Annotated in this window: 29 protein-coding genes; 27 read left to right on the top strand and 2 right to left on the bottom strand. The window is 60.4% G+C overall.

All coding sequences use genetic code 11. From position 1 onward, the window contains the following. The first annotated feature begins 104 nt into the window (after window positions 1–104). From LHU53_RS15665 to LHU53_RS15535, 27 genes are all read left to right on the top strand, one after another. Window positions 105–1,013 carry an ExeA family protein gene (locus LHU53_RS15665; RefSeq protein WP_227333632.1) on the top strand — a complete coding sequence of 303 codons (909 nt, stop codon included), beginning with the start codon at window positions 105–107 and terminating at the stop codon, window positions 1,011–1,013. A gap of 12 nt (window positions 1,014–1,025) precedes the next feature. Next, a complete protein-coding gene (locus tag LHU53_RS15660) occupies window positions 1,026–1,307 on the top strand; it encodes a hypothetical protein (protein WP_227333630.1) in 282 nt (93 codons plus the stop codon). Further along, on the top strand, window positions 1,304–1,450 hold the full coding sequence (locus LHU53_RS15655; RefSeq protein WP_227333629.1) for a hypothetical protein: 147 nt from the start codon (window positions 1,304–1,306) through the stop codon (window positions 1,448–1,450). The genes LHU53_RS15660 and LHU53_RS15655 overlap by 4 nt, the downstream gene beginning before the upstream one ends. Beyond that, window positions 1,447–1,779: a hypothetical protein gene (locus LHU53_RS15650; protein WP_227333627.1), complete on the top strand. Its 333-nt coding sequence runs from the start codon at window positions 1,447–1,449 to the stop codon at window positions 1,777–1,779. Before LHU53_RS15655 ends, LHU53_RS15650 begins: the two co-directional genes overlap by 4 nt. After that, a complete protein-coding gene (locus LHU53_RS15645) occupies window positions 1,776–2,300 on the top strand; it encodes a hypothetical protein (protein ID WP_227333626.1) in 525 nt (174 codons plus the stop codon). The genes LHU53_RS15650 and LHU53_RS15645 overlap by 4 nt, the downstream gene beginning before the upstream one ends. Further along, a complete protein-coding gene (locus tag LHU53_RS15640; protein ID WP_227333624.1) occupies window positions 2,297–2,743 on the top strand; it encodes a hypothetical protein in 447 nt (148 codons plus the stop codon). Before LHU53_RS15645 ends, LHU53_RS15640 begins: the two co-directional genes overlap by 4 nt. Before the next feature lie 37 nt (window positions 2,744–2,780). Then, complete coding sequence (locus tag LHU53_RS15635) at window positions 2,781–3,419, top strand: DUF3164 family protein (protein ID WP_227333622.1); 639 nt, start codon at window positions 2,781–2,783, stop codon at window positions 3,417–3,419. A gap of 280 nt (window positions 3,420–3,699) precedes the next feature. After that, window positions 3,700–3,957 carry a hypothetical protein gene (locus LHU53_RS15630; protein ID WP_227333621.1) on the top strand — a complete coding sequence of 86 codons (258 nt, stop codon included), beginning with the start codon at window positions 3,700–3,702 and terminating at the stop codon, window positions 3,955–3,957. An 11-nt stretch (window positions 3,958–3,968) separates the two neighbouring features. After that, window positions 3,969–4,565: a Rha family transcriptional regulator gene (locus tag LHU53_RS15625; protein WP_227333620.1), complete on the top strand. Its 597-nt coding sequence runs from the start codon at window positions 3,969–3,971 to the stop codon at window positions 4,563–4,565. Beyond that, window positions 4,562–4,930, top strand: coding sequence for a hypothetical protein (locus tag LHU53_RS15620; protein ID WP_227333618.1), 369 nt, complete (start codon window positions 4,562–4,564; stop codon window positions 4,928–4,930). Before LHU53_RS15625 ends, LHU53_RS15620 begins: the two co-directional genes overlap by 4 nt. Further along, window positions 4,927–5,397, top strand: a complete 471-nt coding sequence (locus LHU53_RS15615; protein WP_227333616.1) for a regulatory protein GemA — start codon at window positions 4,927–4,929, stop codon at window positions 5,395–5,397. Before LHU53_RS15620 ends, LHU53_RS15615 begins: the two co-directional genes overlap by 4 nt. Continuing rightward, complete coding sequence (locus LHU53_RS19900) at window positions 5,394–5,822, top strand: Mor transcription activator family protein (protein WP_227333614.1); 429 nt, start codon at window positions 5,394–5,396, stop codon at window positions 5,820–5,822. Before LHU53_RS15615 ends, LHU53_RS19900 begins: the two co-directional genes overlap by 4 nt. A 53-nt stretch (window positions 5,823–5,875) precedes the next feature. Further along, window positions 5,876–6,865, top strand: coding sequence for a hypothetical protein (locus tag LHU53_RS15605; protein ID WP_227333613.1), 990 nt, complete (start codon window positions 5,876–5,878; stop codon window positions 6,863–6,865). 33 nt (window positions 6,866–6,898) lie between these two features. Next, entirely contained in the window at window positions 6,899–7,858 is a 960-nt protein-coding gene (locus LHU53_RS15600; RefSeq protein ID WP_227333611.1) for a hypothetical protein, read from the top strand. A gap of 69 nt (window positions 7,859–7,927) precedes the next feature. Further along, window positions 7,928–8,215 (top strand): hypothetical protein, encoded by a 288-nt coding sequence (locus tag LHU53_RS15595; protein ID WP_227333610.1) that lies wholly within the window; start codon window positions 7,928–7,930, stop codon window positions 8,213–8,215. Window positions 8,216–8,237: 22 nt separating this feature from the next. After that, window positions 8,238–8,618, top strand: a complete 381-nt coding sequence (locus tag LHU53_RS15590; protein WP_227333608.1) for a DUF2190 domain-containing protein — start codon at window positions 8,238–8,240, stop codon at window positions 8,616–8,618. Window positions 8,619–8,639: 21 nt separating this feature from the next. Continuing rightward, entirely contained in the window at window positions 8,640–9,059 is a 420-nt protein-coding gene (locus LHU53_RS15585) for a gp436 family protein (RefSeq protein WP_227333607.1), read from the top strand. Beyond that, entirely contained in the window at window positions 9,059–9,487 is a 429-nt protein-coding gene (locus LHU53_RS15580) for a hypothetical protein (RefSeq protein ID WP_227333606.1), read from the top strand. Before LHU53_RS15585 ends, LHU53_RS15580 begins: the two co-directional genes overlap by 1 nt. Window position 9,488: 1 nt before the next feature. Continuing rightward, on the top strand, window positions 9,489–9,686 hold the full coding sequence (locus LHU53_RS15575) for a hypothetical protein (protein ID WP_227333604.1): 198 nt from the start codon (window positions 9,489–9,491) through the stop codon (window positions 9,684–9,686). Window positions 9,687–9,689: 3 nt separating this feature from the next. Further along, window positions 9,690–10,655: a hypothetical protein gene (locus LHU53_RS15570; protein WP_227333603.1), complete on the top strand. Its 966-nt coding sequence runs from the start codon at window positions 9,690–9,692 to the stop codon at window positions 10,653–10,655. A 27-nt stretch (window positions 10,656–10,682) separates the two neighbouring features. Further along, window positions 10,683–11,018 (top strand): hypothetical protein, encoded by a 336-nt coding sequence (locus LHU53_RS15565; protein WP_227333602.1) that lies wholly within the window; start codon window positions 10,683–10,685, stop codon window positions 11,016–11,018. A 77-nt stretch (window positions 11,019–11,095) separates the two neighbouring features. Next, a complete protein-coding gene (locus LHU53_RS15560) occupies window positions 11,096–11,407 on the top strand; it encodes a DUF1799 domain-containing protein (RefSeq protein ID WP_227333600.1) in 312 nt (103 codons plus the stop codon). Window positions 11,408–11,410: 3 nt separating this feature from the next. After that, on the top strand, window positions 11,411–16,249 hold the full coding sequence (locus tag LHU53_RS15555; RefSeq protein WP_227333599.1) for a tape measure protein: 4,839 nt from the start codon (window positions 11,411–11,413) through the stop codon (window positions 16,247–16,249). Then, complete coding sequence (locus tag LHU53_RS15550; protein WP_227333598.1) at window positions 16,246–17,130, top strand: hypothetical protein; 885 nt, start codon at window positions 16,246–16,248, stop codon at window positions 17,128–17,130. The genes LHU53_RS15555 and LHU53_RS15550 overlap by 4 nt, the downstream gene beginning before the upstream one ends. 10 nt (window positions 17,131–17,140) lie before the next feature. Then, entirely contained in the window at window positions 17,141–18,751 is a 1,611-nt protein-coding gene (locus LHU53_RS15545) for a hypothetical protein (protein WP_227333596.1), read from the top strand. Between the two features lie 9 nt (window positions 18,752–18,760). Then, window positions 18,761–18,985: a hypothetical protein gene (locus tag LHU53_RS15540; RefSeq protein ID WP_227333595.1), complete on the top strand. Its 225-nt coding sequence runs from the start codon at window positions 18,761–18,763 to the stop codon at window positions 18,983–18,985. 3 nt (window positions 18,986–18,988) lie between these two features. Next, entirely contained in the window at window positions 18,989–19,480 is a 492-nt protein-coding gene (locus LHU53_RS15535; RefSeq protein WP_227333593.1) for a hypothetical protein, read from the top strand. Between the two features lie 231 nt (window positions 19,481–19,711). Here the strand turns inward: LHU53_RS15535 and LHU53_RS15530 are convergent, their stop codons facing one another. Together LHU53_RS15530 and LHU53_RS15525 are read right to left on the bottom strand one after the other, a co-directional pair. After that, window positions 19,712–21,319, bottom strand: a complete 1,608-nt coding sequence (locus LHU53_RS15530; RefSeq protein ID WP_227333592.1) for a glycerol-3-phosphate dehydrogenase/oxidase — start codon at window positions 21,317–21,319, stop codon at window positions 19,712–19,714. Between the two features lie 120 nt (window positions 21,320–21,439). After that, a complete protein-coding gene (locus LHU53_RS15525) occupies window positions 21,440–23,170 on the bottom strand; it encodes an ABC transporter substrate-binding protein (RefSeq protein ID WP_227333590.1) in 1,731 nt (576 codons plus the stop codon). Between the last annotated feature and the right edge of the window lie 54 nt (window positions 23,171–23,224).

Here is a 23,224-nt window from a genome sequence, read left to right as displayed (position 1 = left end):
CTCCAGTTTCCAGACCCGCCAAAAAGTTGGCCCCAGAGTGCTTGCAACACCCCGAGGCCGTTCCCTCAACCCCAACACAAATTGAAACTGAAAAGGAAGTGCCCATGTTACTACCCAAGCAAACCATGAGTACCGATGCACGCAAGCGCTTCGGGCTGTTCGTCAACCCGTTCGAGGGTGAAGTCACTTGCGACGCCGAGATGTTCGTCAACGGTGAGATCCGTTTTGTGCGTGAGGCTGCCTGGCAGGCTGCCATCGGTGGGCGCTTTGTGGCCATCATCGGCGAGTCGGGTGCCGGCAAAACCACCATTCTGGACGCCCTCAAGTACCAGGTGCGCAAGGAACGCAAGCCGGTGGTCTTCATTGAGCCGTCCGTACTGGGCATGGAAGACAGCGACACCAAAGGCAAAACGCTCAAAAGTGCCGCCATCCAGACAGCCATTGTCATGACGCTGGATGCCATGGAAGGGGTGGCACGCTCAGATGAGAAGCGCACCCGCCAGGTCAAGCGCATGTTGCAAGACTCCACCAGCCAGGGGCGCAGCCACTTGTTGGTGATCGAGGAGGCGCATTCGCTGCCCATCCCCACACTCAAGCACCTCAAACGCCTGTGGGAAAAGTCCCGCATGGAAAGCGATGGCGACAAGTACTACAAAAGCATGCTGGGCGTGTTGCTTCTGGGCCACCCTGAGCTGGAGCAAAAACTCAACCGGTTTGACGTGCGTGAGGTCATGCAGCGCTGTGAGCCGGTGCGCTTGCCACACTTGGGTGAGGACTTGTCCGGCTACTTGCGGTTTCGTGCCGAGACCATCGGGCGCAAGCTTGACGAGTTCATCACTCAGGACGGCATTGATGCGCTCAAAACCCGCCTGACCGTTGCCGGTGGAGACCAGGGCGGCAAGGTCATGCTGATGTACCCCCTCAACGTCAACAACTGGATGATCGCCGCGCTGAACGCCGCCGCTGGGCTGGGCGCACCGCGCATCGACCGTGACGTGATCGCGTTGGTCTGAAGGGCTGCAGCCATGAAAACCAATCAAACCATTCGCAGTTTCCGCTCGCAAGTCGGACGGCGTTGCTATCAGATCTTCCTGCGGAATGCCATTGGCCGCAAGGTTCGGGTGCTGACGTTTACTGATTACACGCCATGCGCCAATGGCGGTACTGAGCGCACTTACTTCAAGCTGCTGACGCATGACCGTCATCCGATCGGATGCAACTTGCCAAAAAACTCGGCCAAGTTCTATGCCGAAAAGATCATTCCAGTTCTTCAGCCTGGGGTGTGGGTGGAGGTCGTTTTTCAATGAAAACCTACCGCATCACCATCACCATGCCCGACGGCAGCCAAGGCCGCGCCCTGGGCATCTTCGCCAGCGCCTGCGCGGCCATTGTGGCCGTGATGGACGACTTCCCCCAAGCCAAGCGCATCAGCGCCCGGAGACTGCCATGAAACCCATCAAAAACAACCGCTGCCATGAACTTGGCGTGTGCCAAGGCTTGGGCGCCGACCAATGCCCCGACTGTGACTCGTGGGAGTGCAACGTGCTGGTGGAAGAGCTGCACCCCCAGCCCGGCCGCCGCGCCACCGACCGCGCCCCCCAGCCCACCTTCCCATTCGCCCCCGGCGTGATCCAGGGCCCGCGTGACACGCCCTTGTCCATCACCCTGGAAGACGATGGCTATTGGTGCGCCAGCTGGCAGCGCGAGCTGGTGGCGGTGGTGGCACTGGTGGCACTGGCTGCCCTGGCGGGCACAGCTTTGGTGAGGTGGCTGGCATGAGCGAGCTGAGCTGCCCCGTGTGTGGTGCCGCGCTCACGCTGGACCACCTGTTTGTGGATGCTGACAGCCGCGCCGCCGTGGCGCAGCTGATCTCAGTGGCCATGCCCATCGGGGCGCTGCTGCTGCAGTACACCCGGCTGTTTACCCCGCCAAAGACCACGCTCACCCAGCGCAAGCAGGTGCGCATCCTGCTGCAGCTGCTGCCCGACCTGAAGCGCGCCGCCATCACCCACCGCGGGCGCGACTGGCAGGTGCCCCTGACCACCTGGGCGCGCGGTATCGACCAGATGCTGCAAGCCCGCGACGCAGGCAAGCTGGACCTGCCCATGAAAGGCCACGGCTACCTCTACGCCATCCTGACCGGCCTGGCCGACAAGGTAGAGGCGGTGGCTGAGGTGCAGGCCGAGGCCGCCAAGCGCCATCACCCCGTAGTGGGGCAGGGCGCAGAGCGCGCCGCCCCGGTCCCCGACTTTGCCCGCGCCGCCCTGGCCGCCCTCAAAACACCTGGAGTCAAAGCATGATCGAAAAAACCCACCACGCCCAAAACCCGGTCAACGTGGCGATCCTGAACTACGTGGCTGAAAGAAGTCAGGCCAGCTACGCCGAGCTGTTTGCCGCCTTTGCCGACCTGCAGACCAGCGAGGTCAAGGCGCATGCCCGCTTTTCCAAAAAGATGGAGTACCTGTGCTTTACCCAGCAGCTTTGCAGCCGTGGCCGTGGGCATGACCGGGTGTTCAGCCTGGGGGCACAGGCAGGCAAATCTAGCGCGGCCACCCGGTGGAACACGCGACCCCATGCGCCAAAGGCAGCGCCAGAGCGCACCGCCGCCGACGCGCGTGATGCCCCCGCTTTTGCCCTGTCACCCTCGCGCCTGACGGTGACCGTGCTGCCCACCCGCAGCCCTGCGTTGCGCCCCGGTGCACTTGACTTTAAGAGCGTGGCCAGCCGTGGCTTCGCCTGCTGATCCACCCCCTGTTTTCCCACCACGCAAGGACTTTTCCATGACCGAAACAACCCAACCCAGCTACAGCCAGAGCACCACGCCCGGCTACTGGCAAGACGCCAATGGCAACCTGGTGCCTGAGTCAAAAGTGAAGCAGATCGACCAGGTGCGCAACCAGATGGTCTATGACCTGTGCCGCATGGCCGAGGTCGAATCCCTGGCGCTGCGCACCTTCAAGCTGAGCGCCATGGCCGAGATGAGCGCCTTTGTGGCCATGAGCCTGGAAAACTATGGCGTGCTGACTGGCGGCACCAAGGGCAATGTCACCCTGTGCAGCTATGACGGCAAATACAAGATCGTGCGCCAGATGCAAGACAAGATCACCTTTGGCGAGCAGCTGATGGCCGCCAAGTCGCTGATCGACGAGTGCGTGCACATCTGGGCGCAGGGTGCCAATGACAACATCAAGGCGCTGGTGAACCATGCCTTCCAGACCGACAAGGAAGGCAAGATCAACACCGGGCGCGTGCTGGGCCTGCGCCGCCTGGACATCAAGGACGAGAAGTGGCAAGCCGCCATGACTGCGATCGCCGACAGCATGCAGACCGCCAGCACCAAGCCCTACATCCGCTTCTACAAGCGCGACGACACCACCCAGGAATACCTGCCGATCAACCTTGATGTGGCGGGGGCTTGAAGTGACTGCCGCTTTGTCTTCTGGTAAAGTTCGCCCAACTGCACGTAATGGTGCAGCCAGGTTTGGCGACCTAATACACCCCTACGACGCAAGCCGTAGGTCTTCAGCAGACTCTGCGGCTTCTTCGTTTGTGCCTCCATTTATGGTGGCTCGATGGGAGGCCCGCAAGGGCCTGCCGGTTCCCGCAAGGGGTGTCCGGTTCGCCAACCCGTCGAGTCACCGCCCCCATTTGGCGATGGGTGCGGTGGTTTTTGTAAACCACACCCCTTGGAGGCCATCTATGGCACGCACTTCCACCACCCCGGCAAACGCCATCACTGACGTTGTTGACGCAATCGACAGTCTGTCAGAACACTTTCTCGCCTTTGAGGCCGTCGAGCAACTGATCGCCCCGCAAAAGGCCAATTGCACCGAAGACCTGGCCCACGTAGATCGCCCCGCGCTGGGCTTTCTGCTGACCATGCTCAACACCAGCATGCGCAACCAGATCGCCGCTGCCCGCGCAGCCGCCGAGCTGGCACACCAAATGAGCTACTGAAAGGACACATCATGAAAATCATGCACGCTGATCTGTTCCCTGAAACCCTGTTGGTGACCGTTGCCAACGGCCACACCCAAACCGATTCACTCAAAGTGGCAAAGCACTTTCACAAGGCGCACAAACATGTACTACGTGATATCGAAGAGTTGCTCAAGAAGTGCACCGAAGCTGGAATCTCACGGCCCAACTTTGGGCCGTCAGAATACAAAAACACGCGCGGCAAAGTGTTCAAGATGTACATCATGGACCGCAAGGCTTTCTGCATGCTGGTGTCCACCTTTACCGGGATGAAGGCGTTGGTTTGGCAGGATCAATACCACACCGCGTTTGAAAACATGGATACCTATATTCATGCCGAGGCAGATCGGCGCGCCAATGCGCTCAAGCTGCTCAAGCCCAACTACATCGTTATTGAAGAGGGCGACGCGCAGGGCCTGAGCCGAGCCGACATTGCCCAGCGCACCGGCCACAAGTGCCTGGGCTCCATCACCGCCAACCGCAAGAAGATGCGGGCTCTGGGTCTGCGTACCAAGACCGTGGTCATCAAAACCAAGAGCGTTGACGAGCTGAAATTTCAGCCCGTCAAAACCGGAAGCGCAGCATGAACCGCAATCTGCCCAATGCCCGCGAGGCCCTGTTCACGCTATTTGTCCAAGCGACACAGGCTGCCCAAGACATGTCCGACCAGCACAACAAGCGGGCCATGGCTCTGGGAAACAGCCTGTTGCGTGAAGCTAAAAGGCTGGGGTACACCAACCCCGAATGGGTTTGCAATCGCATCCAAAGTCATTTGGATGAGCCGGAGAACCATTATCGGAAACAGGATGCACGCCGCCTTGTCAATGAACTCATTGCCTTCGTGGGGGCCATGACGCTGCTAGACATGGCCGACAAGTTTGAGTGGACGTTTGTGCACACACCTATTCCCGAAGCCGAAAACGGTGCGGTGCTGATTGAACAAACCCCATGAAACCCGCCCCGCGTCAAAACCACCTGGCCGCCATCCACATGGCGCAAAAGGCGCTGGGCCTGTCTGCAGAAGACGCCAGCGCCTTGAAGCTGCATGTCACTGGCCAGGCCAGCAGCGCCACCATGACCGCCCTGCAGCGCAAGCAGTACCTGGCGCACCTGGCGGGCCTGCAGGAGCGTGCTGCCCTGGCCCGGGGTGAGAAACCGGCCTACACCCCCAAGCGCGACCCACGCCACCGCAGCCTGGACGATGCCGACGACGAGCGCTGGCAAAAGGCCCGCGCCCTGTGGCACGCCCTGGCAGGCGCCGGTGTGGTGCGGGTGGATACCGATGCGGCGTTGACGGCGTATGTCAAAGGCAAGATAAAGGTTGACGCCTGGCGCTTTCTCAACAGCTACCAGGTCAATCAGGTGATTGAGATGCTCAAACAGTGGTGTGTGCGCTGTGGGGTGGAGGTGCAGCCGTGACCGATCGCCACGTTTCCGCAGCCGAGCTGGCCGTCCTTGAGGCTTTGCTGCCCCCAGGCCTCACGCCGGACATGCGCGACGTGGCGCAGTGCCTGTTTGAGCCGCTTGTCATGGCTGATGAACGCTGTGGCCAGGCCGCGCCAGACCAGCCCTGGCTGGCCCAACTGTTTGCCTGGGCCCAGCAGGCGCTGATGCAGTTGCAGTATCTGACCACCCAAAAGGGCGGCGTGGCCATCTACCTGGCCAAAGGCATCGCTGTGCACCTGAGCGCCCGCGACCGCAAGATGTGCAGCGAATTCCGTGGAGAATACAAGCTGCTTGGCCGTAAATACGGCATCACCGAAATGCGCTGCCGCCAGATCGTTGACGCCTGGCAGCGTGCGGTCTACCTGGAACGTCAGCAAGGCCTACCTGGCCTCGACTAAATACTAAAGCGCTTTACTGTCGCTTAGAGAGGCACCCCGGCACAGTACCGGGTATGCCTCACGGACTTCCCCCCCAAATCGAGATTTTCCGCGCCGGTCGTCACACTGATGACTCGGGTGCGGTGCACGAATTCAGCCCGGCTGATGTGGCTGGCATGGCGTCGTCGTATGACCCGGCGCTGCGCGAAGCCCCTCTGACTGTTGGCCACCCGGCTGACAACCTGCCTGCTTATGGCTGGGTCAAAGGCGTGGCCGTCAATGCCGATGGCCGCCTGGCCATGGACACGCGCGATGTGCATCCGCAGTTTGCCGAGATGGTGCAGGCCCGCAGGTTCCCCAAGCGCAGCGCCAGTTTCTACCCGCCACAGCACCCAAACAACCCCAAGCCTGGCCACTGGTATCTGCGCCATGTGGCTTTTCTGGGCGCGCAGCCGCCTGCGATCGCTGGTCTCAGAGACATCTCGTTTGCAGAAGAAGCTGCAGGCACCGTCAACTTTTCCGAAGCCACCCAACCACCTCAACCCACCCAGGAGCAAATCCAAATGGACAAAGAACTTGAAGCCAAGCTGGCCGCTGAGCAGCAGAAAAATGCCGAGCTGCAAGCTGCCGCTGACAAAGCCAAGGCCGATGCGGCCGCCGCCCAGGCCCAACTGGCCCAGTTTGCCGAGGCAGCCCGCGCTGAGCGTACCGCCAGCTTCACCAACTATGCCGAGGCCCAGGTCAAAGCCGCGATCGTGAAGCCTTCTGAAAAAGCCGCCGTGGTCGACCTGCTGAACCTGGCTGCAGACGCCAAGGCCGTGAGCTTCTCCGAAGGCGGTGCGGTGCGCACTGTGCCGGTGGTGGACTTTGTCAAGAGCCTGATTGAGCGTGCCAAGCCCGCCGTCAGCTTTAGCGAACAAGCCGCTGGTGGTGCCGGTGCCAGCTCGGCCGCGGGCCTGTCAGACGCCGAGATTGACGCCAAGGCCAAGGCCCATGCACTGCAACACAAGGTGAGCTACGCCGAGGCGCTGTCTGCCGTGTGTTCTTTCACTGGCGCCGCCTGATCACTCCCTCTCATTTAACAGGACCTACCCATCATGATGACTCTTTCCGAGATCCGCCTCAAACAAAACCCCATCCTCACCAGTCTGTTGCTGGGCCTCGGCCAAGGCACCATGGTGGCTGAGAAGCTGTTCCCACGCTTGCCATCAGCACTCAGTTCCATTGGTCTGGCCCAACTTGGCAGCGAGCGGCTCAAGCGCTTCAACGTTCGGCGCGCTCCTGGAACGCCCACCAAGCGCGTGGATATCAAGTACGACGGCAAGGTCTACACAGTCGACCAGGATTCGATTGAAATCCCTATCCCTCGTGAATTGCTGCGCGAAGCCGATGAAAGCCGCAAGCTCAACGTTGGTGGGTATCTTGATGTCAGCAAGATTGCGATGGCGACAGCCAATGACATTCTGGGTCTGGCCTACGAAATTGATGTGGCCACGGTTGCTACTACAGCAGGCACCTATGCGTCTGGGCACGTGACGGCCTTGGCCTCTGGTACCAAGTGGAGCGCCAGCACTGGCACGCCGGTGACTGACATCCGCGCTGCAGCCAATGTGATCCGCAAGAAGATCGGCAAAAAGCCCAACCGCTTGACCTTGTCGCCCGACGCCAAGCTGGCTGTTGAAACCAACCTGGAAGTCAAGAGCTACCTGCCCAGCACTCAAATGGGTGTAGCCACGTTGGATCAGCTGGCCAAGATTTTTGAAGTTGACGAGGTTGTCGTTGGCGATGCCGTTTGGATCGACAACTCCAATGTGGGGCAGGACGTCTGGGGCAACAACGCCGTCTTGGCCTATGTGCCCAAGATCGGCGGCAATGGCAGCGAAATCAGCCTGGCTGAGCCCGCCTTCGGTTTCACCAACGTGATTGAAGGCCACCCATTCGCTGAGACGCCTTACTACGAGAACAGCTCCAAGAGCTGGATCTACGGTGCTACCTACGAGCGCCGCCCCAACGTGGCCTACAACACCGCCGCCTTCCTGTTCCAAAACCCGAAATAACCCGCCCGTGAAGCTGACCCCCAGGGCATTGGCCCTGGGGCACTTGCTACAGGATCACAAGGAAACAACATGCCAAAACTGATTGCATTGGTGGCCATTCACGCGTTCGCTGAAGGCAAACGTGTCGTCATCGAGCCCGGCGAAGAAGTGGTTGGCCTGCCTCAAATTGAGGTGGACGAACTCAAGCTCAGCGGCTCGCTGAAGGACTCTGACGAAGAGGCCGCCGCTGAAAAGGCCGACACCAAAGCCGCCACTCAAGCGGGCGCCGCGTTCAAGGCAGAAAAGAAACGCGAGCAAGAGCGCCAGGCCGCTGCCGCTGCGGCCGCAGCCTCTGCTGCCGTTGACCAGCCTTCTTAACCCACTCACAGGAGATTGATTCATGGCTTCCCAAAACAACTCTGGTTTGCAATACCAAAAGCGCAACGCCATCACCATGGTGCTGATGGCCATCGCTGCGGCCAACCGCATCTTGGCTTACGACGGTACTTATGCCACCTCGGCAGGTGGCGTCAAAGATGCGCAAGGCGTGTCTGAAACCGGTGGTGAGGTGGGCGACGCGATTAGCGTGGTCACCGACTACAGCTACCCGGTGGAGGCCAGCGCGGCCATTACCTTTGGCGACTACATCAAGCCCGCCACTGATGGCAGCGGCCGAGCTGCCGTGGGCACGCTTACCGACCATTGCGGCCGGGCACTGGGTGCAGCCGCTGGGGCTGGGCAGCTGTTTGAGATGCAGATCGTCAAACACGTGCACGCCTGATAAGCCACCAGGAGCCAGCACATGAGCTACGCATCGCAGTCAGACATGGTGGAGCGCTTCGGCGAGGCCGAAGTGGCCGGGCGCACCAACCGGGTGGATGGTTTGACCATTGACCAGGTGGTGCTGGACCGTGCGCTGGCCGATGCCGATGCCGAGATCAACAGCTACCTGGCACGCCGCTACTCGGTGCCACTGACCACCACGCCGCCGGTGATCAACCGCCTGGCGTGCGACATCACGCGGTACCGGCTGTTTGACGACGGTGTGCCTGATACGGTGCGCCAGCGCTACGAAGACGCGGTGAGCTTGCTCAAGAAGTTTGCCAGTGGCGACGTGCAGCTTGTTGGTCAGGCCGAGGCACCAACGGCGGCAGATTCGCTGTCTTACTACAGCTTCAGTCCCCGCCAAGTCACCGACGAGACCATGCGGGGGTTTGCCTGATGAAGCTGAGCCTGGTCAAAGCCCGCCTGAAGGCCGCCAGCATTGGCCTGCGCACCGTTGGTGGTGCCGCTGACCTGGAGGCTGCGCAAAAAGGCGCTGTGGTGATGCCTGGCGCATTTTTGCTGAACCTGGGCGATGACGCTGGGCCCGATGACGAGCCCATCGGCGGCACGGACCAACAGATTGTCAAGACCATTGGCGTGGTGCTTTGTTTGGCAAACCGGCGTGACTCTCAAGGTGAGGCTGCTCTGGATGACCTGGAGGACTTGCGCAAAGCTGTTCGCGACACGCTGGTTGGCTGGGTGCCCGATGCCACCACGGGTGAGCCCATGACGTTTGCGGGTGGGCGCCTGCAGAGCCTGGACAAAGAAAGCCGTCTGTGGTGGATGGATGAATTTCGCATCAAAACTTACTACCGGAGCGCCTGACATGGCCACAAAAAACACCCCCCAAGCCCAAGCCGTTGAGCCCAAGCCCAGCCCCGAGAACACCCCCGAGAACACCCCAGTTCCCGGGGCTGGCCGATACAAATGGAGCGACACCGCCCCGCATTGGGTCGAGATCGACGAGGCAGACCAGCCCATCCCCGCTGCTGACCCTGCCGCCACCCCCACTGAAGGAGTTTGAGCCATGCCCCGCTACATCAAAAAGACAGTCATCCTGGCCAAATTAGAGACCACTGCCGGCACCGACGCCGTGCCTACCGGTGCGGCCAACGCCATCAAGGCGTTTGACATGTCCATCACCCCGCTGGAAATGTCGTCAATCAACTTGCCGTTTCTGTCGGCCCATTTCGGAGCCAGCGTGTCGTTGCCTGGTACCTATTTTTCAAAGTGCACCTTTTCTGTGGCGTTTGCAGGCTCGGGTGTTGCGGCTACCGCGCCAGCGTGGGGTTCGTTGCTGGTTGGCAGCGCTCACTCTGAGTCCACTGGCCTCACAACACCGGCGCGGGTTGAATACTTGCCCGCCAGCGACAGCCTCAAGACCATGACGATCTACTGGCATGACGATGGCTTGCTGCACAAGATGGTGGGCGCCATGGGTGCACCCAAGCTGTCGGCAAAAGCGGGCGAAGTTGCCAAGCTCACCTTTGAGTTCACAGGCCTGCATCTGCCACCGGTGGTGGTGTCCAATGCCGTGCCGACCCTGACTGCCTGGAAAAACCCGGTGGCCATCGTCAAGGCCAATGTCACTGACATCTTGCTTGGCTGCACCTATGCTGCTGGGGCCTTGACCGGTGGCACGCCTTACAACACCAGCGGCCTCACGCTGGACTGGGGCCACCAGGTCGAGTTTGATCCGCTTCTGACCACTGAGGAAGTGGGCATGAGCGACCGCAAGATCAAAGTCAATTTCAGCGCCCAAATGAGCGCCGCAGAAGAAGAAGCAGCCATCGCCGCCATCAAGGCGGGCTCCATCCAAAGCTTTGGCTTCGTGCTGGGCACGGTCAGCGGCAACAAGCTGATGCTTCACGCACCTGCGATGCGGCTGATTGGCCACAAAAAAGACGAGAGCAAGGGCAAACGCATGGTTGCGCTAGACCTTGAACTCGACCCAGTCAACGGCAACGATGAGCTGCGCATTATTTCCCTGTAACCCCGCCATTTTTGAGAGAGAAAACCCATGAGCCAAGTTTATAAAGTTGCCGTTGGCAATGTTGTCCAGGTCAACGTCAAGATGGTGATCCGCGACGGTGCTGCCGACAGGCAGTTCAAGTTCACCCTCACTGCCAACCGAAAAACGCAGGAAGAAATTGAACAGATGCGTGACCTGACGGTGAAAGACTTTTTGCTTGACAACGTCACTGATTGGAGCGGACAGCGCCTGGTGGTGCTGGAGAACAATGAACCCGCCGCCTTCTCGCGTGAGGCCTTTGAGGTGATGTTGGCGCAGCCCGGCGTGCTCAATGTTGTCTGGCTTTCGTACCAACGAGACTGCGCCAGCAAGGAAAAAAACTAGCGCAGGCAGCACGCCTGCAGGCCACTGGGCAGCTCTCTGACGCATCAGATGATGACGACGCCGCTGCCGATCGACAAGTGGATGCGGCGCTTGCTGCCTTCGGGCTGTTTGAAGACTGCGATGAAGAGCAGGCCGATACCAGTCCAGCGGTCTACCACATATGGCCCGAGAACCGGGACACCTGGCGCATTTGGAACCGGATCCAAACGCAGTGGCGCGTGGGCTTCAACGGGCGCTCTGGGCTGGATTACGCGGCTGTCACAGCCTACTTGCGCGACGTAGAGCGCGTGGCGGCGCGCACTTTCGCACATAAATTTATGTGTATCCAGGCCATGGAACTGGCGGCGCTGGATGAATGGGACAAGCAACGACAACAAACTGAGGGTTAACGGGTGGCAAACGAAGTCAAGCTGAAGTTGGCCATTGACGGCGGGCAAGTTGTTGGCGTCACGCTGGATGGTGTGGCCGCCAAACTCGACGGCGTTGGCACCTCGGCAGTGTCGGCCGGGAGCAAGGCGAGCAGGTCGCTCGCAGACCTGACACTCGCTGCAACCACAGCAGCAAAGGCGGCAGCTGGGGTGTTTGCGGGCTTTGCAGCCAGCCAGACCATTGGCAAGTTGATCTCTGTGCAGCGCGAGTTTGACGTGCTCAACAGCAGCCTGATCACCGTGACCGGCAGCAGTGCGGCTGCTGCGCGTGAGTTTGGCTGGATCAAGCAGTTTGCCGCCACCACGCCCTACCAGCTCAACGAGGTGACCGGCGCGTTCGTCAAGATGAAAGCGCTGGGCCTGGACGCCAGCGCCAAAGCCCTGGGCAGCTACGGCAACACCGCCAGCGCCATGGGTAAAGACCTGAACCAGATGATCGAAGCCGTGGCCGATGCCGCCACCGGCGAGTTTGAGCGCCTAAAAGAATTCGGCATCAAGGCCAGCAAGCAGGGCGACCAGGTCAGCCTGACATTCCAAGGTGTGACCAAAACCATCGGCAACAGCGCGGGCGAAATCACCGGCTACTTGCAGGCCATTGGCAACAATGAGTTTGCCGGGGCCATGGCCACCCGCGCTGCCACACTGGACGGGGCCATCAGCAATCTGGCCGACAACTGGGACGCGCTCTACCGGACGGTGAGCTCTGGCGCCGTTGGCGGCCTGATTTTTGACAGTGTCACGGTTGCCTCTGAGGCCATCAAGTCGGCAGAAGGCGCTGTGAAGTCGGTTGCCGAGGCCATCATTCCAGCCACCAAGGTTGCGACTGCTTACTTTGCCATCTTCGTTGCTGCCCCGGCCATTTACACCATGGCCACAGCGGCAATGACGTCGCTGATCCATGCCACCGCGCTGCACGCTTACAACATGATCACCGGCCAGGCGGCCACCATCGGGCTCAATACCTCTTTATACGGCACATCGGTGGCAGCCCAATTGGCCGCCGGGTCATTGTCAAAAATGGCACTGGCCGGCAGCGCTTTGTTTGCCGCCTTTGCCGGGTGGCAATTCGGCACTTATCTGCGCGACCAGTTTGTGGAGGTCCGTGTGGCTGGTTTGGCTTTTATCGGGGCCATGATGTCGGGCTGGGAGCACCTCAAATACGGCGCGCAGCTGGCCGGCGCCGCGCTCAAGTCGCTGCTACCAGGCACCGAGTCGTTTGCCGCTGCCAAAGCCCGTCTGTCAAAAGAACACGCGGCAGAAATCGACCTGATCGACCAAAACATTGTTGAGCTGATCCAGTACGAAACCACTGTCAAGAGTGTGACCGCCGCCGAATCGGCATCGGTGCCGACCAAAAAAGCCGTGACTGCGGCGACTCAAGCACAACTCAAAGCCGCCGAAGACCTGCGCAAGTCCTACACCGCCCAGGCCCAGGCGCTTGGCGATGCGCGCAACAAGGAATACGACGACATCGAGAAGTACATGGCTGCGCAGACGCTGTCCGCCATCGAGGCAGGCAACGCCGCCGACGCCTCTGTGCGCGCCGCGCAACTGGAGCTGGACCAGCGTGGCATGCTCAAGTCTGCCATTGCCGACACCACCGCAGCCCGGCTACAAGAGCAGCTGGCCACCAAGACCGCTGGCACCGAGGCCTATGACAGCCTGGTGCGTCAGATCAACGCGCAAAAAGCGCTGGCCGGCATTTACCGCTCTGGTGAAGCCCTTGATGCCGTGGATGACCTGCAAAAGGCCAACAAACGCGCCGCCGAGGCCTCAGAAAAATACTGGGAAGACGCCTTGATGCGCGCGTTTGAGAGCGGCAAGGGCTTTTTCGAGAGCTTGTGGTCAACCATCAAAAACACCCTCAAGACCCAGGTGCTGAAAGTCACCGTTCAGGGCGTCATGGGCTCGCTGGGCATTGGGGCAGCGGGGGCGGCGTCTGCACAAGGTGTGGGCGGGTCACTGGGAGACTTGGGGGGCCTGGGCAACCTGCTCATGCAGGGCAAATCAGCCTGGAACGCCATCACCAGCAGCGGCGGCAATCTCACCAACTTTCTGTTGGATAGCACCGCCAACGTGGCGGATAGCCTGCTACAGGCCGGGTTTGAGACAGCCGGAAACGCCGCCTATGACTTTGCCGAGGTGATGGCGAAAAACGCTGACATCATCAATGGCGCGGGCAGCGTTCTTGGCTATGCCAGCGCCTTCAACTCCCTTGCCAACGGCGAGTACGGCAAGGCCGCAGGCCAGGCCATCGGCACCTACATCATGCCCGGCATCGGCACCATTGTGGGTTCCTTCATTGGCAGCGCTGTGGACAGCATGTTTGGCGGCGGGGGCGGGCCCAAGACCGAGTCCAGCTACGGCCCCAGTGCCGGGCGTGGCAACACCAGCTCCAGCGGCCTGGCGGGGTCGTTTGCGCTCGGCGTTGAAAGCGCCTGGGAGGCGCTGGCCAAGCAGCTTGAAATCTCCACCGCCCTGAAAGTCGGTGCGTTTGTCAGCGTGGACAGTGCTGGCACCGCGAAGACGCAGCTCGCCACATCAGGCACCGTCAACGGACAAAACATTTACAGCCGCGCCGGCCGTGGCGGCGGCTATGAAAACGTGGGCCGCAGCCCCGAAGAACTGCAAGCCGCACTGAATGAGGAGACCACGCGGATCCTTTTCGCCGCGCTCAAGGCCAGCGACCTGCCACAGCAGTACAAAACCTACCTGAGCGGCATTGGCAACACCGTGGCCGAAATGTCCACAGCCATGAGCAACGTGGCCGTGGTGCATGACTTCAACAAAGCGCTGGCTTCGATGCCATTCGAGAGCCTGAAAAACCTGAGCTTTGACGCTGCCAAGGGCTTGATCGAAGTCTCTGGCGGGCTGGAGAACTTCAGCGCCCGCCTGGGCACGTACTACTCGCTGTTCTATTCGGAATCCGAGCGGCTTGACCAAAGCACAGCCAACATCGCCAAAGCTCTGGCGCAAGTGAATGTGACCATGCCCACCACCAAAGACGAATTCCGCGCCTTGGTGGATGGCCTGAACTTGTCCACGGAAGCTGGGCGCACAGCCTACACCGTGATGATGGCCGTGGCGCCGGAATTTGCTGCTGTGGCGGACGCGGTGGCCCTGGCCACGAATGACATCAACAAGTCGTTCGTGGACATGCTCTCTGATATTGGCAAATCGCTGACTGATTTGCTGGGCAACATTGCCGATCAGCGTGCTGCTGTGGCTGATTCTGTTGCCGGGATCAACCCGACCAACATGACCATGGCGCAGATACAGCGGGCCATTGCAGCCTCCAGTGTGAGCCTGCCCAGCAACGCAGGTGTGATGGCGGCCAATGCCACGCTGACTGCAGCGGACGCCAAATATGACCTGCGCACAACGCAGCTCGCCACCGCTAACACGCGGGTAGACAGCGCTTTCGCGGCAAAGCAGGCTGCCGTAGCGGCATCAGCCGCGCAAAAAAGCGTCACGTCCGAAGCGATTGATCTGGTGGCTACCTACTTGCGGTTTGGCAACCTCAACGCCACGCGTGTTGCCGCACCAGACAGTCTGTCGGGCATGGCCGTGTGGAATGACTCGCAAGCCAACATGGAGGCCAAGCTGGCGGCCAAGCCGCTGCAAGACATCCTGGCATTTGCCAAAACGCTTTCGGGCCTAAATTTGGCCAACGGCAAAGACAGCGGAGCGTCGTTTGCCCAGCAGGCCGCCGAGTACAAAGCCGCCATTGCCACCCAAGCAGCCGCGGGCCCAGCGATCGATGGGGCAGTGGCCGCAGCGCAGCGTGAGTACGACCTGGCACGCGGCCAAAGAGTCTGGCTGACCGATGAGGTGGCAGCCGCGTCCACCAAGCTGACGGCTGCGGAAGCTGCTGCCAAAGCTGCCGCCACCGACTACGCCAAAGCCATGGCGGCCTATGCTGGTGACGCGGAAAAAGCTACCACCAAGCTGGGCAAGCTGCGCGAGGAAACCGTCAAGTATTACGAGGCGCAGGCCGCGCTGGCCAGTCTGATGACCACCAGCGCGACCAACCTGCGCGCTGCGGTGGCCAGCATCAGCACTAGCCAGCTCGATCCAGCGGCTGCCACGGCACAAAAGCAGCGGGAGTTTGCCCAGTATTACAGCCTGGCGCTAGCCACCACGGGCGCGAACAAGGCTGCCTATGCCGACAAGATGGCCGCCGCACTGCCTGCCCTGAGCGATGCCATCAAGAGCACCAGCACCGTGCGTGACTGGACACTGGCCACGGCCCGCCTGGCAGCGCAAAGCAACACAGTCGCAGGCCAGCTCGATGCGGCCGCTGCGGTCGATTACCAGTCTGAGAGCTTGGCCGCTTTGGCCAGCATTGACGCCACACTGGCGGGCTTGGAGGCTGGCACAAATACGGCGGCTGGCATCATCAGCGCGGCTGTGGCGGCGGGCGCCGATCTGACGGCTGCCGGGTTGCGCAATGTGGTCACACAGCTCGGCGGTGTGCCCAAATTCGCTTCGGGCGGCTACCACGCCGGCGGGCTGCGCAAGGTCGGTGAAAACGGCCCCGAATGGGAAGTGACTGGCCCGAGCCTGATCTTCAATTCGTCTCAAACAAGATCAAGGCCTTTTGGCGCACAGCGCGGCGATAACACTGAGGTGGTAGCCGAGTTGCGCGCCCTGCGCCAAGAAAACGCCGAGCTGCGCGCCGAGATGCGCGCCATCACGGTGCATGCCGCCGCCACCGCCGACAGCATTCGGCGCATGGACCGCAACGGCGTGCTTGTTTTTACCGACCCTGGCTCACCAATTGACACCAAGGTGGCCGCATGATTGTCATACCACCCATTGACTGCACCGCCCCTGGTGTGCTGATCGCCACCAACGCGACAGACGCCGCTGCCTGGTCCGCAATCATGACCTACGCCCTCGATGCACAAATCAGCCACGCTGGCCGCAACTGGCTCAGTGTGCAGGCTGGCAACATCGGCCACACACCAGGCACGGATCCGCTGTGGTGGCTCGACGATGGCCCGGTCAACAGCTTGGCCATGTTTGACACCAGCGTGCAGACTGCCACCACCCGCACGGGCGGCTTGAGCTGGACATTGGCCGTGGGCCGCTTTACGGCCATTGGGCTTATGGGCTTGATCGGCAAAAGTGTGGCCATCACCATTCAGGAAGGAGCCACGCTCATTGGCACCGAGACAAGGTCGCTGCTGTCCAGTGAGGGCACGTACTACAGCTTTTGCTTTGATGCCCCCTATCAAACCGACGCCACTACCTTCAGCGGCCTGCCCAGCAGCCCCGCTTGCACCGTCACCATCAGCATTGACGCGGCGCCCGCGGCTGAGGCTGCGTGTGGCTTGTGCGTGATTGGCAAGCAGTTTTTTGCAGGGGAGGCGAAGTATGGGTTTGCAAGCCCCATTGAAGACCGCGGCCGCCACTACCTGGACATCTCTGACAACCCGGTGAACTTGGAGCGCGGTTACAGCAAAAACATCAGCGGCACCTTGGTGAGTGAGCGTCTCGCCTACAACCGGCTGATGAGCTTTTTGGCCGCCCACATCGGCGTTCCCATGCTGTGGGTGGCCACGCCGGGCATCAGCGATTTTGTCGGCGCCAATGTGTTTGGCCGCTATATCCGCTCAAACGTGGTGATCGAGAACCGCAGTCAAGTCACCACCAACCTCGAAATATCCGGTTACCGATAGGACCCCTGCCATGACCCTTCCCACACTCTCCCCGGCCCCCGCGACCACCCCCAACATCTACGGTGGCGACCCTACAGCGTTTGATGCCGACATGCAGGCATGGCTGGCCTGGCAGAAAAAACGCAGCACAGAAGACCCCGAGTTTTTGGCCTGGATTGAGGCCAATGCTTTGGCCATTGCCGCCAGTGCGGCCGCTGCAGCCGTTTCAGAGGGCAACGCCGCAGCCTCGCAGGCATCTGCACTGGTGTCAGCCAACTTGGCAGCATCGGCCACCGGTGCTGCCAAATGGGTCAGCGGCACCACCTACGCCGTGGGTGTCGTCGTCTGGTCCCCCGCCAACAGCCGCACCTACCGTCGCACTGTCGCAGGCTCGGGCACCACCGACCCAAGCCTTGACCCGACCAACTGGTCCATCCTGACGCTGGAAATTGACACAGGGCACCCGCTTGTCCGACCCACCCTGATCCTCGACTTTGCCAACAGTCAGATGGTTGATCCCCGCATCACATTTACCCGCGTATCCACTGCGACCAGGGTGAATTCAAAAGGCTTGATCGAGGTGGTGCCATCCGGTGTGCCGCGCATCGACTATGACCCGGTGACGGGTGAGTGCAAGGGGCTGCTGACCGAGGTGGCGCGGACGAATTTGGCGCTCCAGTCACAAACTTTCGATAATGCCTCATGGGGTAAAGCCAATGCGACTATCTCAGCCAATGCCGCTGCCGCCCCTGATGGGACGCTGACCGCATACAAGTTGGTTGAAGCATCAGGCCTGCTCAACCAAGAAATTTCACAAGCCATAACCCTGTTGCTGGGCGTGTCCTACGCCCTGTCGGTTTATGCCAAAGCGGGAGAGAGACAAATCTTGCGGATGGCAGGGCGGTCAGCAGGTGCTTGGGTGACCTTCCCAAACGCACGGTTTAACCTACTTTCTGGCGGAATCACAACCGCATCTGGCGACAAGGCCCCCACCATGGAGGCTGTGGGCGATGGCTGGTATAGGTGCACAATTTTTGGCACTTTAGAGGTGTCGGGAAGTGCGGGCATGATCATTGCACCGCAAATTGACAGTGTGAACAGCTCGATATACACAGGCGACGGCACCTCAGGCATCTACATCTGGGGCGCACAACTAGAAGCAGGCGCATTCCCCACCAGCTACATCCCGACCGTTGCAACCGCAGTCACCCGCGCTGCCGATGTTGCTGTCATGACCGGGGCGAATTTCAGTAGCTGGTATCGGAAATCTGAGTTTTCAGCATTGTTTAAATTCAAGGGGGAGTCATCTGGCACCCAGACCTTGGGGGTGTTCAACAATGCCACGACAGACGAGCAAATCAAGCTCGAATCTGTCGCGGGTGCGCTCGTGCTGACGGTGACAACAGGTGGCGTCTTGCAGGCCACGCTGGCACTGGGCACGGTGACCAACGGAGCCGCCTACACCGTCGCCGCTACTTGGAAAGACAACGACATCGCTGCATCGGTCAATGGCGCCACGCCCGTCACCGCCAGCGGCGCAAGCCTGCCCACGCCGACACAACTCGTCATCGGGTCCAACGCCCGCATCCGCGGCTACCCGAAGCGCGTGAGCAACGCCCAGTTGCAAGCCCTCTCTGCCTAAGGACACACCATGCCCAATCTCATCGGTACTGCCCCCAACCAAGTCCCCACCAATCAAATGCTGGGCGGCATGGCCTTCCAAAGCCCCGAATCTGTCACGCTCAAGCCGCCTGCCAGCGCCACCCCAGCAGCCATTGGCGACTTGGTGTATCAGCTCACGTCAAACACGTCACTGGTCATCAAAGTCAAGGGCTCTGATGGCGTGGTGCGATCCACAACCCTGACCCTGGCTTAAAACATGATCGACCTCGACATCATCGGCACGCTCTACACCCCAGGCACAGACGACGAGCAGGGCAACGCGCTCTCAGCACCCGTGCCGCTGCCGGGCTACCACGTCAACGCCTCCGCAGTGGTCGCTGGCTGGGAGAGTTTCAAGGTGACGCCAACCACGCCGCGGCGCGTGTTTGGTGGGCACCCGACGCACTTCTACACCTTTGCCAGCCAAGCGGAGTTTGAGGCAGCACTGGCCACTGCGGACCTTGACCCACCCGTGGTGGTGGTGCCGCAGTCAGTCACGATGCGCCAGGGCTGCCGGGCGCTGGAAGCGGCTGGACTGCTGGCAGATGTGGAGGCAGCCATTGCTGCGGCGCCACGCTATGTGCAGATCGATTGGGAGCGCGCCACGTCCATTGACCGCGCCTGGCCAACGCTGGCCGTCCTGAAGGACGCCTTGGGACTGACCGATGCGCAGATTGATGCGCTGTTTATTGAGGCTGACACGTTGTGAACCCAGACGAAGATCCAGACACCAGCGGCTGGTGCCCTTGCGCGTGAGCCGCGTACTGACCATAGATCTCTGAACATCCTTTGAACCGGTAGCGCGGCGTGTGCTTCTGGCGTTTCCTGTTGGGCAATTTCGTTGCATACAGCGAAATAGAAACAAGCCTTAAATATCGCGCAGAATCAGCCTCAAATATCTCGCCGCGCTTCATACTTGTTTGGTTCGGGCTCGTCCGGCTTAGGGGGTCTGCAGATATTGGAAAGTGAGAAGAACAAATTCGTCTATTTTGGGATCCAGCCCGGTTTCTTCTTGCAGAATGGCGCCGACCCGTGGTGCCAACTGGGCCGCCAAACGGGCATCCAAAAACAGCATTCTGCAGCGACGCGCCAGCATGTCCTCTACAGTCAACGCATACTCGTGTCGGGCGGCAAAGCGCACCATGGCCTCGGTCAGACCGGCTGCAAGCATTTGGTCAGCACCTGGCATGGCCTCTACATAGACCTTTTCACTGCCATAGGAATGTTCGCCTTCAGCTTGACTTAGTGACACCGGCGCAGATTCGCCAGCGGCGTCAGCGCCTACCAAGTGCAAATTCACGGTTTGTCCGGCGGGGCGTTGCGCCAGCAAGCCTTTGTCGGCACATCGCTGCAATACGTCCTCCGCCATGGCGCGGTAGGTGGTCCACTTGCCACCGGTGACGGTTACCAGACCGCTGCGACTGACCACGACAGTGTGCTCACGGCTCAGCGCTTTGGTGCTCTCACCGTCGTCAACTTGCGGCTTCACCAGGGGGCGCAAGCCGACCCAGATGCTCTTGACATCAGCGCGTGTGGGGGCCTTGCGCAGGTAGCGCGCCGACTCTCTCAAAATAAACGCCACCTCATCGCTAAAGGCCTGGGGCTCACGCACCAAATCGTTGCGTGGTGTGTCGGTGGTGCCCAGGATCACCTTACCCAACCAGGGAACCGCAAAGAGCACCCGCCCATCGGAAGTTTTGGGCACCATCAGCGCCGTGTCCGAGTTCAAAAATTCACGATCCACCACCATGTGCACCCCTTGGCTAGGGGCAACCATGGGCTGCACTGATTTGCCGCCACCCGCCCGGTGAGCCTCGCTGTCCATGTCACGCAAGGCGTCGACCCAGACGCCCGTGGCATTGACAACACAGCGGGCACGCACCTTGAATTGCTGTCCGCTGAGGGAATCTAGCGCTACCAGGCCGCCAATTTTTCCGCCTTCATGCAAAAGTTCTGAAACCCCACAGTAGTTCACCAGCAGAGCCCCCCGGCTGGCTGCCGTTCGGGCCAGTGCCAGCGCCATGCGGGCATCATTGAACTGGCCGTCCCAGTACAGAACGCTCCCTTTGAGGCCCTCTGTGCGAACGGTTGGCAAGGCCTGCACCGTACCTTGAGGCCCAAGAAAGCGCGTTTTACCCAGCCCGGCTTTGCCGGCCAGGATGTCGTACAAAGTGAGCCCAATGCCATAAAACGGCGCCTCCCACCAGTGGTAAGAGGGCACCACAAAGGCCAAAGGCTGCGCCAAGTGCGGCGCGTTGCGCAGCAACGTGGTGCGTTCATGCAGCGCTTCACGCACCAAGGAAATATCGCCCTGTGCCAGATAGCGCACACCACCATGAACGAGTTTGGTTGAGCGTGACGAGGTGCCCTTGGCAAAGTCATGCGACTCCAGCAGCACCACGCTAAATCCGCGCGCCGCGGCGTCCAGCGCCACGCCCAACCCGGTGGCACCACCGCCAACCACGGCCAAGTCATAGACCCGGTCTTCAGCCAGGCGTGCCAATAAATCCTTGCGCGTGGTTTGTAGCGGTTCAGGGACAGAGGCCATAGCGCATTCACATTCAGTCATTAGAAAAATAGACGAGCGGCTGAACCAGCCCGCCCCGCGCAGGGCGACGGCAGCAAACACCCGCTACCGTCGCTCCCGTGGCTGCCAGAGCCGTTTGGTTTAACGAACCTTGCCGTTTTTCCAGGCGTTCAGCAGGGTGTCGTAGGCGATGGTTTCACCCTTGGGCTTCTCGTTGGCCAGTTTCTTCCAAGGCGCACTCTTGTCGCTCAACCACTTGTCAGGACTGCTCTTGGCGTTGAGCTTGGGCGGGCACACAGCCATGCCGGAGCGCTCCAGACGCCCCATCACCTGGTCCATCTCTTCGGCCAGGTTGTCCATGGCTGCCTGCGGTGTTTTTTCACCGGTAACGGCTACCGCCACGTTTTTCCACCACAGTTGGGCCAGTTTGGGGTAGTCAGGCACATTGGTGCCAGTTGGGGTCCAGGCCACCCGCGCCGGGCTGCGGTAGAACTCGACCAAGCCACCCAGTTTGGGGGCCATGTCCGTCATGGCCTTGGACTGAATGTCGGACTCACGAATCGGCGTCAAGCCAACAATGGTCTTCTTCAGTGAGGTTGTCTTGGCTGTCACAAACTGAGAATAAAGCCAGGCTGCAGCCAGCTTGTTGGCGTCATGATCTTTAAAGAAAGTCCATGAACCTACATCCTGATAGCCGTTTTGCATGCCTTGCTTCCAGTACGGGCCATTGGGGCCGGGTGCCATGCGCCATTTGGGCGTGCCGTCGGCGTTCACCACCGGGAGTCCGGGCTTGATCATGTCGGCGGTAAAGGCGGTGTACCAGAAGATCTGCTGCGCAATCTGGCCCTGGGCAGGCACCGGGCCGGCTTCGCCGAAGGTCATGCCTATCGCCTCTTTGGGCGAATACTTTTTCATCCAGTCGATGTACTTGGTCAACGCATAAACGGCCGCTGGCGAATTGGTCGCACCGCCGCGAGACACAGAGGCGCCTTGGGGGGTGCAACCGTCAGCCGAAGCGCGAATGCCCCATTCGTCGACTGGCTTGCCGTTGGGAATGCCAATGTCGGCCGTACCGGCCATGGACAGCCAGGCATCGGTAAAGCGCCAGCCCAGCGATGGGTCTTTTTTGCCGTAATCCATGTGACCATAAATTGGTTTGCCGTCGATGGTCTTGACGTCTTCACTGAAGAAGGCGGCAATATCTTCATAGGCGCTCCAGTTCAGCGGCACGCCCAGGTCGTAGCCGTACTTGGCCTTGAACTTGGCCTTGAGCTCCGGCTTCTCAAACAGGTCGGCGCGGAACCAGTACAGGTTGGCAAACTGTTGGTCGGGCAACTGGTAGAGCTTGCCGTCGGGGGCGCTGGTGAAACTGGTGCCGATAAAGTCCTTGATGTCGATACCAGGGTTGGTCCACTCTTTGCCAGCACCCGCCATGTAGTCGGTCAGATTCATGACCTTGCCGTAACGGTAGTGGGTCCCGATCAGGTCAGAGTCGGTGATCCAGCCGTCGTAAATCGACTTGCCCGATTGCATGGATGTTTGCAGCTTTTCAACCACATCACCCTCGCCAATCAAGTCGTGCTTGACCTTGATGCCGGTGATTTCCTCAAACGCTTTGGCCAGGGTTTTGGATTCATATTCATGGGTCGCAATGGTTTCTGACACCACGGAAACCTCTTTCACCCCCTTCGCCTGAAGCTTCTTGGCCGCGTCGATGAACCACTGCATTTCAGCAGCTTGCTGAGCTTTGCTCAACGTGGAGGGTTGGAACTCGTTGTCGATCCATTTTTTTGCCGCAGCCTCGTCAGCCCAGGACGGCCCGCTTGCTGCGCATGCGAGAGCAACGGCCAAGACGCAATACTTCAGTTTCATTGTCAATCTCCTCGTTTTGTTAATCCCCTGTGTGGAAAATGCAGCGGCTCCAGG

The sequence above is a fragment of the Rhodoferax sp. U2-2l genome, assembly GCF_020594515.1.
In the GTDB taxonomy this organism is placed as follows: domain Bacteria; phylum Pseudomonadota; class Gammaproteobacteria; order Burkholderiales; family Burkholderiaceae_C; genus Rhodoferax.
This window is presented reverse-complemented; position numbering and strand designations above follow the sequence as displayed.

Excerpts from the sequence above, each read along its gene's own strand:
- LHU53_RS15665 (WP_227333632.1), top strand. The coding sequence starts at position 105 with ATGTTACTACCCAAGCAAACCATGAGTACCGATGCACGCAAGCGCTTC.
- LHU53_RS15660 (WP_227333630.1), top strand. The coding sequence starts at position 1,026 with ATGAAAACCAATCAAACCATTCGCAGTTTCCGCTCGCAAGTCGGACGG.
- LHU53_RS15655 (WP_227333629.1), top strand. The coding sequence starts at position 1,304 with ATGAAAACCTACCGCATCACCATCACCATGCCCGACGGCAGCCAAGGC.
- LHU53_RS15650 (WP_227333627.1), top strand. The coding sequence starts at position 1,447 with ATGAAACCCATCAAAAACAACCGCTGCCATGAACTTGGCGTGTGCCAA.
- LHU53_RS15645 (WP_227333626.1), top strand. The coding sequence starts at position 1,776 with ATGAGCGAGCTGAGCTGCCCCGTGTGTGGTGCCGCGCTCACGCTGGAC.
- LHU53_RS15640 (WP_227333624.1), top strand. The coding sequence starts at position 2,297 with ATGATCGAAAAAACCCACCACGCCCAAAACCCGGTCAACGTGGCGATC.
- LHU53_RS15635 (WP_227333622.1), top strand. The coding sequence starts at position 2,781 with ATGACCGAAACAACCCAACCCAGCTACAGCCAGAGCACCACGCCCGGC.
- LHU53_RS15630 (WP_227333621.1), top strand. The coding sequence starts at position 3,700 with ATGGCACGCACTTCCACCACCCCGGCAAACGCCATCACTGACGTTGTT.
- LHU53_RS15625 (WP_227333620.1), top strand. The coding sequence starts at position 3,969 with ATGAAAATCATGCACGCTGATCTGTTCCCTGAAACCCTGTTGGTGACC.
- LHU53_RS15620 (WP_227333618.1), top strand. The coding sequence starts at position 4,562 with ATGAACCGCAATCTGCCCAATGCCCGCGAGGCCCTGTTCACGCTATTT.
- LHU53_RS15615 (WP_227333616.1), top strand. The coding sequence starts at position 4,927 with ATGAAACCCGCCCCGCGTCAAAACCACCTGGCCGCCATCCACATGGCG.
- LHU53_RS15605 (WP_227333613.1), top strand. The coding sequence starts at position 5,876 with ATGCCTCACGGACTTCCCCCCCAAATCGAGATTTTCCGCGCCGGTCGT.
- LHU53_RS15600 (WP_227333611.1), top strand. The coding sequence starts at position 6,899 with ATGATGACTCTTTCCGAGATCCGCCTCAAACAAAACCCCATCCTCACC.
- LHU53_RS15595 (WP_227333610.1), top strand. The coding sequence starts at position 7,928 with ATGCCAAAACTGATTGCATTGGTGGCCATTCACGCGTTCGCTGAAGGC.
- LHU53_RS15590 (WP_227333608.1), top strand. The coding sequence starts at position 8,238 with ATGGCTTCCCAAAACAACTCTGGTTTGCAATACCAAAAGCGCAACGCC.
- LHU53_RS15585 (WP_227333607.1), top strand. The coding sequence starts at position 8,640 with ATGAGCTACGCATCGCAGTCAGACATGGTGGAGCGCTTCGGCGAGGCC.
- LHU53_RS15580 (WP_227333606.1), top strand. The coding sequence starts at position 9,059 with ATGAAGCTGAGCCTGGTCAAAGCCCGCCTGAAGGCCGCCAGCATTGGC.
- LHU53_RS15575 (WP_227333604.1), top strand. The coding sequence starts at position 9,489 with ATGGCCACAAAAAACACCCCCCAAGCCCAAGCCGTTGAGCCCAAGCCC.
- LHU53_RS15570 (WP_227333603.1), top strand. The coding sequence starts at position 9,690 with ATGCCCCGCTACATCAAAAAGACAGTCATCCTGGCCAAATTAGAGACC.
- LHU53_RS15565 (WP_227333602.1), top strand. The coding sequence starts at position 10,683 with ATGAGCCAAGTTTATAAAGTTGCCGTTGGCAATGTTGTCCAGGTCAAC.
- LHU53_RS15550 (WP_227333598.1), top strand. The coding sequence starts at position 16,246 with ATGATTGTCATACCACCCATTGACTGCACCGCCCCTGGTGTGCTGATC.
- LHU53_RS15545 (WP_227333596.1), top strand. The coding sequence starts at position 17,141 with ATGACCCTTCCCACACTCTCCCCGGCCCCCGCGACCACCCCCAACATC.
- LHU53_RS15540 (WP_227333595.1), top strand. The coding sequence starts at position 18,761 with ATGCCCAATCTCATCGGTACTGCCCCCAACCAAGTCCCCACCAATCAA.
- LHU53_RS15535 (WP_227333593.1), top strand. The coding sequence starts at position 18,989 with ATGATCGACCTCGACATCATCGGCACGCTCTACACCCCAGGCACAGAC.
- LHU53_RS15530 (WP_227333592.1), bottom strand. The coding sequence starts at position 21,319 with ATGGCCTCTGTCCCTGAACCGCTACAAACCACGCGCAAGGATTTATTG.
- LHU53_RS15525 (WP_227333590.1), bottom strand. The coding sequence starts at position 23,170 with ATGAAACTGAAGTATTGCGTCTTGGCCGTTGCTCTCGCATGCGCAGCA.